Source organism: Planosporangium thailandense (genome assembly GCF_011947195.1).
Taxonomy (GTDB): Bacteria; Actinomycetota; Actinomycetes; order Mycobacteriales; family Micromonosporaceae; genus Planosporangium; species Planosporangium thailandense.
The window spans coordinates 557,311-571,616 of the sequence record NZ_JAATVY010000001.1 but is presented as its reverse complement, the minus strand read 5'-3'; the positions used below and the strand labels follow the sequence as shown (position 1 = coordinate 571,616).

11 protein-coding genes are annotated in these 14,306 nt (G+C 70.9%); 3 read left to right on the top strand and 8 right to left on the bottom strand.

The features are described 5' to 3' along the window. Nucleotides 1–23 precede the first annotated feature (23 nt). On the top strand, nt 24–986 hold the full coding sequence (locus HC031_RS02685) for an electron transfer flavoprotein subunit alpha/FixB family protein (protein WP_167923482.1): 963 nt from the start codon (nt 24–26) through the stop codon (nt 984–986). A 28-nt stretch (nt 987–1,014) separates the two neighbouring features. Here the strand turns inward: HC031_RS02685 and HC031_RS02680 are convergent, their stop codons facing one another. After that, a complete protein-coding gene (locus HC031_RS02680) occupies nt 1,015–1,833 on the bottom strand; it encodes a UTRA domain-containing protein (protein ID WP_167923481.1) in 819 nt (272 codons plus the stop codon). A gap of 182 nt (nt 1,834–2,015) precedes the next feature. Beyond that, the gene (locus tag HC031_RS02675) at nt 2,016–3,656 is read right to left on the bottom strand and encodes a purple acid phosphatase family protein (RefSeq protein WP_167923480.1); all 1,641 of its coding nucleotides are present in this window, start codon (nt 3,654–3,656) and stop codon (nt 2,016–2,018) included. 303 nt (nt 3,657–3,959) lie between these two features. Here HC031_RS02675 and HC031_RS02670 point away from each other — a divergent pair, with 303 nt between their 5' ends. Beyond that, nucleotides 3,960–6,536 (top strand): beta-glucosidase H, encoded by a 2,577-nt coding sequence (locus tag HC031_RS02670; protein ID WP_167923479.1) that lies wholly within the window; start codon nt 3,960–3,962, stop codon nt 6,534–6,536. 90 nt (nt 6,537–6,626) lie between these two features. After that, nucleotides 6,627–7,505, top strand: coding sequence for a phosphatase PAP2 family protein (locus HC031_RS02665; RefSeq protein WP_167923478.1), 879 nt, complete (start codon nt 6,627–6,629; stop codon nt 7,503–7,505). 82 nt (nt 7,506–7,587) lie between these two features. Here the strand turns inward: HC031_RS02665 and HC031_RS02660 are convergent, their stop codons facing one another. The 6 genes from HC031_RS02660 to HC031_RS02635 form a co-directional block, all read right to left on the bottom strand. Further along, a complete protein-coding gene (locus tag HC031_RS02660) occupies nt 7,588–8,607 on the bottom strand; it encodes an alcohol dehydrogenase catalytic domain-containing protein (protein ID WP_167923477.1) in 1,020 nt (339 codons plus the stop codon). Between the two features lie 112 nt (nt 8,608–8,719). Then, nucleotides 8,720–9,184 carry a ribose-5-phosphate isomerase gene (locus HC031_RS02655; RefSeq protein WP_167923476.1) on the bottom strand — a complete coding sequence of 155 codons (465 nt, stop codon included), beginning with the start codon at nt 9,182–9,184 and terminating at the stop codon, nt 8,720–8,722. A 17-nt stretch (nt 9,185–9,201) separates the two neighbouring features. Further along, nucleotides 9,202–10,938 carry a dihydroxyacetone kinase family protein gene (locus HC031_RS02650; protein ID WP_167923475.1) on the bottom strand — a complete coding sequence of 579 codons (1,737 nt, stop codon included), beginning with the start codon at nt 10,936–10,938 and terminating at the stop codon, nt 9,202–9,204. Between the two features lie 87 nt (nt 10,939–11,025). Beyond that, the gene (locus tag HC031_RS02645; protein WP_167923474.1) at nt 11,026–11,919 is read right to left on the bottom strand and encodes a DeoR/GlpR family DNA-binding transcription regulator; all 894 of its coding nucleotides are present in this window, start codon (nt 11,917–11,919) and stop codon (nt 11,026–11,028) included. A gap of 243 nt (nt 11,920–12,162) precedes the next feature. Further along, complete coding sequence (locus tag HC031_RS02640) at nt 12,163–13,152, bottom strand: D-ribose ABC transporter substrate-binding protein (RefSeq protein ID WP_167923473.1); 990 nt, start codon at nt 13,150–13,152, stop codon at nt 12,163–12,165. A gap of 42 nt (nt 13,153–13,194) precedes the next feature. Then, nucleotides 13,195–14,286: an ABC transporter permease subunit gene (locus HC031_RS02635; RefSeq protein ID WP_205862113.1), complete on the bottom strand. Its 1,092-nt coding sequence runs from the start codon at nt 14,284–14,286 to the stop codon at nt 13,195–13,197. Between the last annotated feature and the right edge of the window lie 20 nt (nt 14,287–14,306).

Below are 14,306 nucleotides of genomic sequence, written 5' to 3'. Positions count from 1 at the left end.
CCATCCTGTCCCGGAGTTGTGTCATGCCTGAGGTTCTCGTCCTGATCGATCACGTTGACGGCGTCCCCCGCCGCTCATCGCTGGAGCTTCTCACCCTCGCCCGGAGCCTGGGCGAGCCTGTCGCCGTGTTTCTCGGCAACGGCTACTCGCAGGCCCGAGACGTGCTGGCCGAGTACGGTGCGATCCGGATCTACCGCGACGACCGTGCCGAGTACGAGCGCTACGCGGTCGTCCCGAAGGTGGACGCGCTCACCCAGGTGGCCGGTGCGGTGCACCCCGCTGCCGTGCTGATCGCGTCCACCGCCGAGGGCAAGGAGATAGCCGGTCGGCTCTCCGCACGCAACGAGTGGGGATTGCTCACCGACGCGCTCGACGTCCGGATCGCCGAGGGTCGCGTCGAGGCGACGCAGTCCGTGCTGGCCGGCAACTTCACCGTCGTCTCCACCGTGTCGACCGATGTCTCCGTCATCACGGTGAAGGCCGGCGCCGCCGAGGCCGCTCCGGCGCCTGCCCAGCCGGCCGAGCAGGAGATCGAGATGGAGTTCACCCCGTACGCCACGGCGACTCGCATCCTGGACCGGACCGAGCGGGAATCCTCGGGACGCCCCGACCTCACCGACGCGAAGATCATTGTCTCGGGTGGCCGTGGCACCGGCGGCGACTTCTCGCCCGTCGAGGCTCTCGCCGACGCCCTCGGCGCCGGCGTCGGCGCGTCGCGCGCCGCGGTCGACGCCGGGTGGTACCCGCACTCTCACCAAGTGGGCCAGACCGGCAAGACCGTGTCGCCGAGGCTGTATGTCGCGTGCGGCATCTCCGGAGCCATCCAGCACCGGGCCGGCATGCAGACGTCAAAGACGATCGTCGCGATCAACACCGACAAGGACGCGCCCATCTTCGACCTGGCGGATTTCGGTGTGGTCGGCGATCTGTTCAGCGTGCTGCCGGGGGTCACCGAGCGCGTCCGCGCACGCAGGTCAGCCGGTTGAGCAGCCGGATACCGGGATCGCGCGCCGACTAGTACGCGTCGGGCGTGGTCATCCGCGCGACGCGAGCGGCGGCGCCGATCCCGGTCTGCAGCGAGATGCGTACGCGGTCGGGCCGGAACAGGTCCCGCGCGTACTCCACGGCCAGGCCGGCCGCGGTGAAAGTCGTTCTTGTGATCAACATCAGCGGGCTGTTGGGCTCCACCGCGAGCAGTGCGGCTTCCTCGGGCCGGGCGATGACGGGTTCGAGAATCTCGCTCGCCGTGTGCGGCTCCTGCCCGTAGCGCCGGGTGAACAGCTCGTAGATCGACCCGGTGAGCCGGTGGGTCAGCAGGTCGGGAAACGGCTCCGACGGAAAGTACGCCCGCTCCAGGGCCAGCGGTTCACGTCGCGCGGTGCGCACCCGGACGACTTCGTACACGGGTGATCCCCGGTCCACCGACAACGCGGCAGCTACCGCCGCACTGGCCGGAATCGTGCGCGCGGACACCATACGCGCACCTGCCCGGACGTTGGCGCGCCGCATCTGCTCGGTGAAGCCCGCCAAGCCGGTCAGATCGCACTCGATTCGCGGCTCGCTGACGAACGTGCCCCCCGACCGTCCGGTCTTCCGTACGACCGTCCCGAGCGACTCCAGCGTGGCGAGGGCCTGGCGAAGCGTCATGCGGCTGACCCCGATCAGCGCGGCCAGCTCGTCCTCTCGCGGCAGGCGATCACCCGGGACCAGCTCGCCGCGACCGATGACATCGGTGAGCCACCGCTCGATCTGAACATGCACCGGAACGCCGCTCTTGGCAGACAAGGGCGGCAGGTTCCGGAGCCACTCCGGCCGGGTCTCGACGGCTGTCACGGCACTCGACTCTATCGGACAGGAAAGGACTCAGGCGGATTCTGGTCGATGAACGCCGGTCGATAGAAATCTCGGCCCGACCAGACCATACCCGGAAATATCGGGGAATGTACGCAACGGGCAGCGACATCGCCGTCACCGTCGCCGGCGCCGGTGACGGACCGGCCGCCGGCGACGGTTCGTCACCTACCCCGGAAATCGGCGCGGCGGCGCCTCAGGGTGAAGGTTTCGAAGGGCCGTAGCTCCCCACCGGTACCGACGACGTCGTAGTACGTGACCGCCATGCTGGTCCAGCCGTCCTGGCGGGTGCCGGGGTCGACGGTGAACGCGGCGAAGCCGTACGAGTTGGCGGCGTCGCGCACCGCGGACCACGGCGCGGGCTCGGTGACGTACACCGGGGGGCGCTTGCCGGTGGCCGGGTCGGCGGCCCCGACGCCGGTGATGACCCGGCACTGCGGCGGGCTGAAGAAGAGCTGGTTGGACGGGGCCGACGTGCCACCGCCGCCGAGCACCATGTGGACCGTGCCCTGGGTGGTGTCGATGACGTCGGTCCGCGTGGCCACCGGGACCGGGGTGAGCGTGTCCGTGGCCTGCTGGCCGCGGATGGGGTGCGAGCGCTCGTAGTGGTGCTCGTGGCCACAGACGACGAGGTCGACACCGTACTTGTCGAACAGCGGCAGCCACTCCTGGCGGATCCCGAGGTCGGCGCCGTTGAACTTGTCGGCCGTGCTGATCGCGACCTGGTGCATGCACACCACGACCCAGTCCACGTCGGGGTCCTTGCGGCTGCGCGCCAGTTCGCCCTCCAGCCAGGCCTTCTGCGCCCCGCCGGAGTAGCCGCGGACGTACGTGTCGCCGCCGTCCTGGTAGCACACGTCGTCGTTGGCGACGCTTATCACGCGTACGGAGCCGACCGTGAACGCGTACCACAGCCCCCGCGTGACGTCGGTCTGGCCGGCGGCCGCCGGTAGCTGGAAGTACGTCTGGTACGCCGCGTACCCGATGGGCCCGTTGCCCCGCTCGTTCTCGTGGTTGCCGGCCGCCGGCATCCACGGCCGGTTGCGGGCGCTGCGGGTGTTGTTGTCCCAGAAGTCCGACCAGGTCCGTACCCGGTCGGTCGCCAGGTTGGCGTAGCACAGGTCACCGTTGAACAGGTGGAACAGCGGCTGCACGCGTTCGACTCCGGCCGTGGTGTCGGCCGCGGCCGGGGAGCCGAGGTTGTCGTTGACGTACGGCGGGTTGGGGATCGACACGCCGGCGGGAGGGGTGTACCGCTTGCCCAGCGTAGGTGTGCCCTGGTCGCCGAACGAGGTGAAGGTGAACGCCGCCCGGCCGCGCGGACCGGTACGGAAGGACCCGAACTCGGGCTGGGCCCCGTCATGCACCGCCGCGTACAGGTAATCGCCCGCCGGCCGCAGGCCGCGCAGGGCGACGTGGTGGGCGTAGACCCGCTGGCCCGACTTGCCGTCCACGTACGAGCGCGAGTCGCCGGTCACGGTCCGTTCGTACGTGCCGTCCGGACGGCCGAGGAACACGCGCGGGTGGGTGACCGGCTGCAGCGTGAACCACGAAACCACCACCTCCTGGGAGGCGTCGGCGCCGAACTGCAGGTGAAGACCTTGGACGACCGGTGTCCGCACCGGATCCCCCGCGCCGTGGCCGCCCGTGGGGAGCGGCGACACCCCGGCCGCCGGGGCGGCGGCCGAGGCCGTACCCGGGCCGACGGCCGAGGTCGTGACCGCGGCGGCAGCGGTGAAGCCGGCAGCGGCCAACAACCGTCGGCGGCTCACCGGGGATACAGCGTGCTTGTGCTCCTCGTTCATGGCCCTGATCTTCTTCAGGAGTCATGGCGTTCGCCCACCGGCCGGATGAACGTTCGGGGAACAGCGCGGGTCCCCCCGCAGATCTTGGACGCGTGGCGGTGCCATAGGCCCGCCACGCGTCCAAGATCGCGCGGGGGCGTGCAGGGACTGCCGCCGCGTTCCGTAGCATGCAAGGTTGGACGGCGTCAGCTGTCCCTCACATGCCCGCACGACAACGACCCGTCGAGAGACCACGCGGCCGGCAGCGGTGGAAACGACCGCTCCATCGCGCGCTGGTTCCGGCGGCAGAATCGAGGCAGCGGGATGCGGTGTCGTATCGCTCGCCTGCTGGCGGCAGCCGTGATGTTCCTGTTCGCGATGACCGCTCCGGCGTTGCCGGCGGCCGGTTCTCCGCCCGCGGTCGGTTCTCCGTCCGCTCTCCGGCCCTGGATGCGCCCGGGCCTGAGCCCGGCCCAGCGCGCCGACAGGCTGCTCGCCCGCATGACCCTCGACGAGAAGATCGCGATGGTGCACGGCGTGCAGGTCCCGCCGACGGCCAGGCGCGCCGGGCAGGTACCGGGCAACCGCCGGCTCGGGATTCCCGATCTGGTGCTGGCGGACGGGCCGAACGGGGTCGGCAACGGCAACACCGGCGTGACGGCGTTCCCGACCGAGAACGCCAACGCCGCCGCCTGGGATCCCACGCTCACCCACGCGTACGGCCGGGCGTTGGGTGCCGAACAGGCCGGCAAGGGGCACAACGTGGCGCTCGCGCCCACCCTGAACATTCTGCGGACGCCGCTGTGGGGGCGGGCGCCGGAGGCCTTCACCGAGGATCCGTACCTCAACGGGCAGACCGCGGCGGCCGAGGTCAGCGGCATCCAGCGCCAGCACGTGATCGCCACGCCGAAGCACTTCGTGGCCAACAACCAGGAGACCGGCCGGCAGGGGGTACCGGTCCTCGGCGGCCCGACGGTCGACGAGCTCATCTCCCAACGGGCCCTGCAGGAGATCTACTACCCGGGCTTCGCCGCGTCCGTGCACCAGGGTGGCGCCGGCGCGGTGATGTGCGCGTACAACCGGATCAACGGAGTCTACGCGTGCGAGAACCCGCAGACCCTCGGCACGCTGAAGGCCGGCTGGGGCTTCGACGGGTTCGTGATGTCCGACTGGGCCTTCGCCACCCACGACACCGTCGCGGCGGCGAACGCGGGCATGGACCAGGAGATGCCGCTGGGCACCCACTTCGGCAACGCGCTGAAGGAGGCCGTACTGTCCGGCGCGGTGCCGATGAGCCGCCTCGACGACATGGTCCGGCGCATCCTCACCGCGATGTTCCGGATCGGGGTGTTCGACCACCCCGTGTCCGGCAACGAGGCGGCGATGGTCAGCAGCCCGGCGCACCGGCTGCTCGCCCGGCGGATCGCCGAGCAGGGCAGCGTGCTGCTGCGCAACGAGCACGGCGCGCTGCCGCTGGACGCGGGCCGGCTGCGCTCGCTGGCGGTCATCGGCGCCGACGCCGGCGACGCCACGCAGATCGGCGAGGGCGGCTCCGGCACGGTCGTCCCCTCGGGGCTGGTCACCCCGCTCGCCGGGATCACCGCCCGGGCGGGAAGCGGCGTACGGGTCAGCTACGCGCCCGGCACCCTCGGCGCCGGACCGCTGCCGGTCCTGCCCGCCAGCCGGCTGACCCCCGCCGCCGGCAGCGGACCCGGGCTGCTCGGCACCTACTACGCCACACCCGACCTCAGCGGCGCCCCGGTCGCCACGCGGGTCGACCGGACCCTGGACACCACCGCACCGCCGGTCGCGGGCCTGCCGACGGTCTGGTCGGCGCGGTGGACCGGCACGTTCACCCCGCCAGCGACCGGGGACTACCGGTTCTCGCTCGCCGCCGCCGGCGCGTACCGGCTCTGCGTCGACGGCCGGCAACTGGCCGACAACAAGTACGCCGACTTCCCGGCCACCGCCGCGCCCGCGCCGGTACACCTCACCGCCGGCCGGCCGGTGCCGATCCTCGTCGACTACTCGCCGGCGCAGTCGGTCGTCGGCACCAGACTGCATCTGGGCTGGCAGCCACCGGCCCCGGCGCTGCGGCAGCGCGCCGTGGACGCCGCACGCGGCGCGGACGCCGCGGTGGTCTTCGCGGGCGACGCGATCGGTGAGGGCACCGACCGCACCGACCTGGCGCTGCCCGGCGACTCCGATCAGCTCATCCACGACGTCGCCGCCGCCAACCCACGGACCGTGGTGGTGCTCAACACCGGCGCGCCGGTGCTGATGCCCTGGCTGCACGAGGTCGCCGGGGCCATCGAGGCCTGGTATCCCGGCCAGGAGTCCGGCAACGCGATCGCCGCGCTGCTGTTCGGCGACGTGAACCCGTCCGGCCGGCTGCCGATGACCTGGCCGGCCAGCGCGCGGCAGGGGCCCGTCAGCAGCTACGACGACCTGCACCGGCGCGTCGAGCCGTACGACGAGGGGATCCTGGTGGGTTACCGCTGGTACGACGCCACGGCGCAGCGGCCGCTGTTCCCGTTCGGGTACGGCCTGTCCTACACCACGTTCCGGTACAGCGATCTGCGTATCGCCGGCCAGGGCCGCAACGCCACGGTCAGCGTACGCGTGACCAACAGCGGCCGCCGGCCGGGAGCGGAGGTGGCCCAGCTCTACCTCGGTGCTCCACCCGCCGCGCAGGAGCCGCCCAAGCAGCTCAAGGGTTACCAGAAGGTCACCCTGGAACCCGGCGAGAGCACACGGGTCAGCTTCCACCTCGACGCCGGCTCCTTCGCCTCCTACGACACCGGCCTTCAGCGGTGGACCGTGCACGCCGGCACGTACCAGGTGATGGTCGGCGGCTCGTCGCGCGACGTCCGGGCCGCCGGCTGGCTGGCGGTCACCTGACAGTCCTAACTGGACCAGCGACCACGGCGTCGAGACGGCGGTGTCCCGCGCGACGCGCCGGCACACCGCGGGGCCGGGTACCGTTTGTCCATGTCTCGCGCGAACGGGTACCTCATAGCGTGGCTGGTTCTGCTCTTGGCCGGCTACCTCGCCGCCTTCGCCATGATCTGGGAGTTCTTCGTCCACACGCGACACGGCCAGCTTCTCGACATGATCGCGCTGTCCGGCGACGTCATCGGCCGGCGCCACGTCCGCCCCGTGGTCGACACGGTGCTCAGTGTGATCTCGGTGCTGTCCCTGGTGGCCGCCACCGGCGTCATCGGCTTCATCGCGCTGATCCGTCGCCGGATCGCCCTGGCGCTGGTGACGATCCTGCTGATCGCCGGAGCCAACCTCACCACCCAGCTTTTCAAGCAGGTCTGCGGCCGGCCCGACTTCGGCGCGGACGGGGCGCTCACGAACTACGGCAACACCCTGCCGAGCGGGCACGCCACGGTCGCCGCGTCCGTCGCCGCCGGGCTCGTCCTCGCGCTCCCGCCGCGGCTGCGGGGGCTCGGCGGGCTGCTCGGCGCCGGCTACGCCGCGCTCACCGGGGTGGCGACCCTGTCGGCCGGGTGGCACCGGCCGAGCGACGCCGTCGCGGCGATGGTGGTCGTCGGCGGGTGGGCGACGTGCGCGGGCATCCTGCTCGTCCTGCTGGCCGGACGCGACAGCGTCGTACAGACCCGGGACGCGCACCCGATCGCGATCTCCCTGCTGGCGGCCGTCGGCGTCGCGCTGCTGGCGGCCGCGGCGGTCGGCCTCAAGCTCACCGATCAGGTGGTGACGGTGTCCCCGACCCGGCTCAGCAGCACCCGGCTGTTCGCGGCGTACGCGGGCAGCGCCGCCGGCGTCGCCGGCTCGGCCTGCCTGATGATTGCCCTTCTGCTGAGCACGGCGCACCGCGTCGTCGCCCGGCGCAGCGCCTGACGCGATCCGGACGCGATCCCGGCGCCATCCTGGCGGCGGTGGCCCGGACCTCCCGGAGCCACCGCCGCACGTACGTTCGCCCTCAGGCCCGCGGGAGGAGTACGAGCCGGCCGCGCACCTCGCCCCGCTTGAGCCGGGCGAGCGCGTCGGCCGCCCGGTCGAGCGGCAGCGCGTCGGCGACCACCCGCACCCGCCCGGTGGCCGCGATCTCCAGCACCTCGCGCATCATCTGTCGCGAGCCGAGGAGCGAACCGACCACCGTCTTCTCCTCGGGGAACGGAACCGCTCCGATGTTGGCGTGTACGCCGATGACGATGATTCCGCCCGGCTTGGTCGCCTGGACGGCCTGGCGGACCGCGTCGTCGGACGGGGCGAAGACCAGCGTGGCGTCGACCCCACCGGCCTTGTGCAGCACCTCCCCGGCGTCGCCGCCGGACGCGTCGACGACGCGGTCGGCGCCGAGCTCCTCGGACAGGGACTGCCGCGACCCGCCGCGGGTGACCGCGACGGTCTCCGCGCCGGTGAGCTTCGCGAACTGCAGCGCCATGTGCCCGACTCCGCCGATGCCGAAGACGGCGACGCTCTTCGCCGGCGTCAGCCGGGCCTTCGCCACCGCGCCGTACGCCGTGATTCCCGGGCAGAACAGGGGCGCCGCCTCGGCTACGTCGAGCGCGTCCGGCAGCGGGTAGGCGTGGGCCGCCTTCGCCAGCATCTGCTCGGCGTACCCGCCGTCGACCGTCTCGCCGGTGATGTGTTTCGACTGGCAGAGCTGCTCGGCGCCGGACCTGCAGTACCGGCACACGCCGCAGGTCGACCACAGTGGCTGGACCCCGACCCGGTCACCGACCCGCAGATGGGTGACGTCGGGTGCGACGGCGGAGACCGTGCCGGTCACCTCGTGGCCGGGCACGATCGGGGTGAAGGCGGGCACCCCGCCGTCGACCCAGTCGCCCTCGACCATGTGCAGGTTCGACCGGCAGACCCCGCACGCCGCGACGTCGATCACGATCTCGCCCGGTCCCGGTCGCAGCTCGGCGCGGTCGGTGACGGCGAGCGGCCGCGCGGAAAGCGGCGCGGGGTTGGTGAGTACAACAGCTTTCATAACCGTCCTTCGTTCACGTCGCGGCGGGTCGCCCCGCCCGCCGACGTCGCCGGGCCCGGCGCTGATCGCCTTCGCGACAGCGCCGGGCCCGGACGCATCACCGGATTGGGGCTCAGCAGCTGTGTTCGTAGTCGCTGATCACGGCCACCTTCGCGCCCGACGGCGTCGACGGATCGAAGGTGTAGCCCAGCCACTCCTTGACGAGCCGGCGGGCCAGCTGGAGGCCGATGACGCGCTGCCCCAGCGTGAGGACCTGACAGTCGTTGGACAGGATCGACCGCTCGACGCTGAAGGAGTCGTGGGCGACGGTGGCCCGGATCCCCGGCACCTTGTTGGCCGAGATCGCCATGCCGATGCCCGTGCCACAGACGAGCACCGCCCGGTCGGCCTCACCCGCGGCGACCTTCTGCCCCGCGGCCAGCCCGATCTGCGGGTAGCTGCGGTCGGTGAGAGCGCCCTCGTGGACGCCGAGGTCGATGACCTCGTCGACGCGGGGGTCGTTGCGCAGGTCGTCCGCGATGGCTTGCTTGTACTGGTAACCGGCGTCATCCGAACCGACGACGACACGAAAACCCATGATGTGCGGTGTTCCCTTCAGTTGTTGCAGGTGTCCGAGGCCTTGAGCACCTCGGCCGCGGCGGTGAGCACGATGCCCATGGACACGGCGCCCGGGTCGGGCGTGCCGAGGCTTCGTTCGGCGAGCGGCCGGGCGCGCCCCATCCGGGCGACGAGGTCGGCCGTTGCCGCAGCCGCCCGTACCGCCTCGGCCGCGGCGTCGGCCCACGCCTGCGCCACCGGGCGACCCTGCGCGACCGCGCCCTCGAACGAGGTGACGAAGGGGAACAGGGCGTCCAGCAGCGTCTTGTCGCCGATCTGGGCCTTGCCGATCCGCTGCACGGTCTCGGCGCCGTGGCGCACCGCGGCCGCGAGACGCTCCGGCGTGACGGCTTCGGTGTCGCCCAGCGAGACGCCGACGGACGTGAGCAGGATGCCCCAGAGGATGCCGCTCGTGCCGCCGGCGCGGTCGCCGAAGGCGTCACCGGCGGCCCGCAGCACCGACCCGACACCACCGTGCTCGGCGGCCTGCGCGGCGGTCAGCGCCGCCTTCATGCCGCGGACCATGCCCATGCCGTGGTCGCCGTCCCCGGCGACCGCGTCGATGCGGCCCAACTGCTCCTCGTTCGCGACGACGGCGTCGTTCATCGCGGACAGGACCTGACGGGCGGTCACCGCGGCCTGCCGCGACACAGGCGTGGACGCCGCCTCGCCGACCTCCGGGTCGTCGTCGGCGTCGGCGCGCGCCACCGGCTCGTACGACGGGAAGCTGGACGGGTCGCCGCGGCGGAAGGACGCGGTGTCGACCGGCGCGCTCCACAGCGTCTCGAGCTCGTCGTCGAGCCAGGTCAGCGAGACCGAGCACCCCGCCATGTCCAGGCTGGTGACGAGCTCGCCCACCTCGGGCAGCACGAGGGTCAGCCCGGCCTCCCGCAACAGCCGGTCCACGTGGCCGTAGAGGACGAGCAGCTCCTCGTACTTGGTGGCGCCGAGGCCGTTCACGATCACCGCGACCCTGCCGTCGGCGTCGGACGGGCGCTCCTTGAGCAGCGCGCCGACAAGCTCGGCGGCCAGGTCGGCCGCGGGCATCCAGGCCGCGGAGCGCACCCCGGGCTCACCGTGGATGCCGAGCCCGAACTCCATCTGGCCGTCGGCGACGGTGAACAGCGGCTCCTTGCGGCCGGGCAGCGTGCAGCCGCCGAACGCGACGCCGTAGGAGTACGTCGCGGCGTTCGCGGCGGCCATGACGCGCTCGACGCCGTCCAGGTCGTACCCGCTGTCGGCAGCGGCGCCACCGATCTTGTAGACCGTGGCGGTACCCGCGATGCCCCGGCGCTTGTCCTTCTCTTCGGGGCTGGCCGACGCGATGTCGTCGGTGACGTAGACGATGCGGGTGTCGGTGCCGCCGGCGATCAGCCGCTCCTGAGCGGCCGCGAAGTTGAGCCGGTCACCGGCGTAGTTGCCGAAGGCGAGCACGACGCCCGCGCCGCCGTCGGCCGCCCGGGCGACCCGGTAGACCTGCTCGGCGGACGGCGAGGTGAACACGTCCCCGAGGACGCACGCGTCCGCGAGCCCGCGGCCCACGATGCCGGCGTACGAGGGGTAGTGACCGGAACCTCCACCCACGACGAGGCTGACCTTGCCCTTGCGGGGGCCGCCGTTGCGGACGAATCCAGACGCGCGGGGGACGCGCGACGCGTAACGGGCGTACGCGGCGGCGAACCCGCCGATCACGTCGTCCTTGAACCGCGCAGGATCGTCATAAAGGTACGTCACCGTTAACTCCGCTCATTCATGTGTTTCACAAAGACGCTGGCCCCGACACGCCTGTCGAGGGCCGGCGACGCGGCTGTGGGGGGAGGTTCACAGCCGCGGAAGCTCCGTCACGGTCGGCGCGCGCATGGACGGGCTCCCGTCCGCGCCTGCGGCATCCACCGTGGCGACCCGATATCTGATTCCGCTCGCGGCCCACGCCTCCAGCACGGCCGGGTCGACGCCGGAGTCGGTGATGACGAGGTCGAACACGTCGAGCGGGACGACCCGGTGCAGCGCGACGCGTCCGAGCTTGGTGTGGTCGACGAGCAGGTAGCGCTTGGTCGCCGCCTGCACCATCGCCCGCTTCAGCTCCACGATGCGCTCTTCCTGATGGAAGGCGTAGGAGCCGGACACGGCCGAAGTCGACGTGAAGAGGACATCCGTCCTGATCCCGGAGATCTGCTCGATGCACTGCAGGCCGACGAAGGAGTCGTGCGGCACGTCGTAGACGCCGCCGAGCCCGATGATGGTGAGGTCCGTCTCCGTCGCCAGTTCGGCCAGCCGGGTCAGCGCCGTGAGGAACGTCGTCGTCACGTGCAGGGGCGCAAGCTCGGCGAGGCCCGGCAGCATGCGCAGGATGGTCGTCGAGTCGTCCAACATGACCGACATGCCCGGCTCGACGTACTCGAGGGCGACCTTCGCGATCGCGTTCTTCTCGGCCTCGTTCGACGTCATGCGATACGACAGCTGTGACTCGAACACGCCGGACGGCTGCGCGGTGACTCCGCCGCGGAACTTGCGGACGATGCCCCGGCGCTCGAGGGCGTCCAGGTCGCGGTGGATCGTCATGATGCTCACGCCGAAGGTCGCCGCGAGCTCCTGTGCGGTACACGATCCAACATTGATCACATGTTCACTGATCAGGCGCTGGCGGATCTCCGTCTTCCGCTCGCGCCTGGCGCTCGCGGACCCACCCGCGTGATCCGCCTGTTCCTCAGCCATTACCGCACCTCGTTACATAGTCGAGCCGGCCACGCCGCGCCGTCGGGAGAACCGTCGCGTTCGCAAAGCGACGAGCCCGGTGCGGGAATGGTCCTCGACGCCGCCCTCGACCGGCCGCAAAGTGCCAGGTCAGTGGTGCCGATGGCCACGCCCTGCCCCGGTCAGGCTCGGCGCGGATATCGGCGCCGAGCCTAACCGGGATCATCGAATTTCCTCGCTAGGAACGTCCGTACGCGGACGGTGTCACTGAGCCACCACGAAGTCGTGCAGCTTCGCGGCGTTGTCCTTGGTGATCAGGACGCAGTTGATGGCCTGCTTCTCCGCGTTGGCGCCGGTCTTGCCGGTCTTCAGGTACTGGTCGGCCTGGTCGACCGCCATGGTGCTGCCCTGCACGATCGGCTGGAGCGCGGTGGCGACCATCTCGCCGTTCGCCACGGCGGCGGCGGCGTCGTTGTTGCCGTCGAAGCCGAGCACCTTGACCTGCGACAGCTTGTTGGCGTCCTTGAGGGCCTGGATCGCGCCCAGGGCCATCTCGTCGTTACCCGCGATCACGCCCGTGATGTTCGGGTGCGCCTGGAGCATGATCTCCATCTTCTGCTTGCCCTGCTGGCGGTCCCAGTTGGCGGTTTCCTTCTGGAGCAGGTGCAGGTCCGGGTACTGGTCGATGACGCCGTGGTAGGCGTCCGACCGCACCTTGGCGTTGTTGTCGGTCGGCTGGCCGAACAGCTCGACGTAGTCGCCCTTGCCGCCCATCGCCTTGACCCACTCCTGAGCGCCCAGCGTGGCGCCCTGGGAGTTGTTCGAGACGATCTGCGACTTCGCGATCCCCTGCTGGTCGATCTCGGCGTTGACGAGGAAGACCGGGATACCCGCGCTCGTCGCCTTCTGCACCGCGCCGATGCTCTCCTTCGCACCCGCCGGGTCGAGGATGATGGCGCTCACCTTGGCGCTGATCGCCGCGTCGATGAAGTTGCTCTGCTTGGTCTGGTCGTTGTTGTGCGCGTTCACGGTCGTCTTGTAGCCGAGCTTCTTAGCCTCAGCCTGCGCCGTGTCGACCTCGGCCTTCCAGTACGGGTTCGACGGGTCGACCGTGATGATCGCCATCGTCTTGTTGGCAGCGTTCTTGGCCGAGCCCGAGCCCGAGTCGGACTTCGAGTCCGACGACGACCCACAGGCGGCCAGCGCGACCGCTGCGACCGGTAACACCGCCCAGGCGAGGTGCTTCTTGAACATACTTATCCTTCCTGATTTTTGAATCGTCTGACGCCGGCCAGGTCAGGCCCTGGTCATGACGGTGCTTTCGGAACGCGCGGCGGGCGCCGCCGGGCTCGAGCCGGGCCCGCTGACCTGCTTGGCCGTGCGGCGCTTCTGCAGCCGCTGCTGCGCCTGGTCGACGACGACGGCCACGATGATCACCGCGCCCTTGATGACTTCCTGCCAGAACACCGACACACCGATCAGGACCAGGCCGTCGACGAGGAAGCCGATGACGAAGGCGCCGATGATCGTGCCGCGCACGGTGCCGCGGCCGCCGGACAGCGCGGCGCCACCGATGACCACCGCCGCGATGGCGTTGAGCTCGTAGCCGCTACCGCCCTCGGGCACCGCGGCCGACAGGTCAGCGGTCAGCAGCAGGCCGACGATGCCGGCGCACAGACCCGCCAGCACGTAGATCCGGACCTGCACACGCTTGACCGGGACGCCGGACAGCGCGGCCGCCCGCTCGTTGCTGCCGGACGCGTACAGCCAGCGGCCGAACGGCGTCCGCGTCAGGTACAGCGAGCACAGGACGGTAAGGACGATCATGACCCAGATCGGGAACGGCAGCCCCAGCACGTTGTCGTGCAGAGTCGACACGAACCCGGTGTTGCCGAGGGCCTTCTGCCCGAACAGCTGGGTGAACGTCTGCCCGTTGCCCACCAGCTCCGCGAGGCCGCGGACGGCGTACATCATGCCGAGGGTCGCGATGAACGGCGCCACGTTGAGCTTCGCCACGAGGATGCCGTTGACGACACCCACCAGCATGCCGACCAGGCAGCCGACCAGAATGACCACCCACACCGACGGGTAGGCGACCTGGTGGGTCCCGGGGATCTCCCAGCCCTTGAGCAGGTAGCCGGCGACCATGCCGGAGAGTCCGACGGTGGAGCCCACCGACAGGTCGATCCCGCCGTTGAGGATGACCAGGAGCATGCCCAGCGCCAGAATCGCGTTGAACGCGACGTGACGCGTCATGATGACGAGGTTCGTCGTGTCGAGGAATCGCGAGGACATCGACGCGAAAAAGACGACGATGATGACCAGGGCCAGCAATGCTCGGCCCTCAGCGATGATCGCGCTCCGGTTGGCCTTCAGACGCGCTAGCACTTTTCTCTCCCGGTTTCCGA

Coding starts and splice junctions, on each gene's coding strand:
- HC031_RS02685 (WP_167923482.1), top strand. CDS start 24: ATGCCTGAGGTTCTCGTCCTGATCGATCACGTTGACGGCGTCCCCCGC.
- HC031_RS02675 (WP_167923480.1), bottom strand. CDS start 3,656: ATGAACGAGGAGCACAAGCACGCTGTATCCCCGGTGAGCCGCCGACGG.
- HC031_RS02670 (WP_167923479.1), top strand. CDS start 3,960: ATGCGGTGTCGTATCGCTCGCCTGCTGGCGGCAGCCGTGATGTTCCTG.
- HC031_RS02665 (WP_167923478.1), top strand. CDS start 6,627: ATGTCTCGCGCGAACGGGTACCTCATAGCGTGGCTGGTTCTGCTCTTG.
- HC031_RS02660 (WP_167923477.1), bottom strand. CDS start 8,607: ATGAAAGCTGTTGTACTCACCAACCCCGCGCCGCTTTCCGCGCGGCCG.
- HC031_RS02655 (WP_167923476.1), bottom strand. CDS start 9,184: ATGGGTTTTCGTGTCGTCGTCGGTTCGGATGACGCCGGTTACCAGTAC.
- HC031_RS02645 (WP_167923474.1), bottom strand. CDS start 11,919: ATGGCTGAGGAACAGGCGGATCACGCGGGTGGGTCCGCGAGCGCCAGG.
- HC031_RS02640 (WP_167923473.1), bottom strand. CDS start 13,152: ATGTTCAAGAAGCACCTCGCCTGGGCGGTGTTACCGGTCGCAGCGGTC.